Source organism: Corynebacterium minutissimum (genome assembly GCF_000805675.1).
GTDB classification, from domain to species: domain Bacteria; phylum Actinomycetota; class Actinomycetes; order Mycobacteriales; family Mycobacteriaceae; genus Corynebacterium; species Corynebacterium minutissimum.
This window is the reverse complement of record NZ_JSEF01000037.1, coordinates 1-584: the sequence shown is the minus strand read 5'-3', so window position 1 is coordinate 584 and position 584 is coordinate 1. Positions and strand designations below refer to the sequence as shown.

At 47.3% G+C, this 584-nt stretch carries 1 protein-coding gene and 1 rRNA gene; one reads left to right on the top strand and one right to left on the bottom strand.

Annotated elements, in window-relative coordinates; genetic code table 11:
• The coding region (locus NX84_RS13085; protein WP_211251549.1) for a hypothetical protein at positions 1 to 359 on the top strand (359 nt) is incomplete at its 5' end.
• A gap of 169 nt (positions 360 to 528) precedes the next feature.
• Here the strand turns inward: NX84_RS13085 and NX84_RS12285 are convergent.
• Positions 529 to 584 (bottom strand): 16S ribosomal RNA (locus tag NX84_RS12285); the annotation flags it as partial.

The following is a 584-nucleotide window of genomic DNA, read 5'->3' as shown; positions in this document are numbered from 1 at the left end:
TCCTTCATCGGCTCAGCATGCCAAGGCATCCACCATGCGCCCTAAATAACGAACACACAACCAACACACAACACAACAAACGCTGCCTGCATGTTGGCGTGAACTACACAAAACACAAAAGAACAGAAATCACACAAACCATGACACCCACCACCAACAACCAACCAAGAAGGCCAGCCAACAAGATGGTGATAACAGCACATGGTTTAATGCTCGCGTCCACTATACAGTTCTCACACAACACCCCACACCAACAACACAACCACCAAGCAAAAGCCATCGACAGTGTGCTACCAGCATGGGTTGACATCCAGGGGATAATGCCCCAGACACCCAACAATGCACCAACGTATCTTTAAAACCGTGTTAGTCAATCAACCATCTGGTCAACAATCATTCTGGTTAAGGTGTATCTCCACCCGATTAAAAAAAGGCAGCAGCAAAACTTTTGTTCACTCAACCACCACACACATGAGACAAACCCATGTGCTATCAACACCAACTGGTGTCTTAATTAATGCTCCTTAGAAAGGAGGTGATCCACCCGCACCTTCCGGTACGGGTACCTTGTTACGACTTCGTCC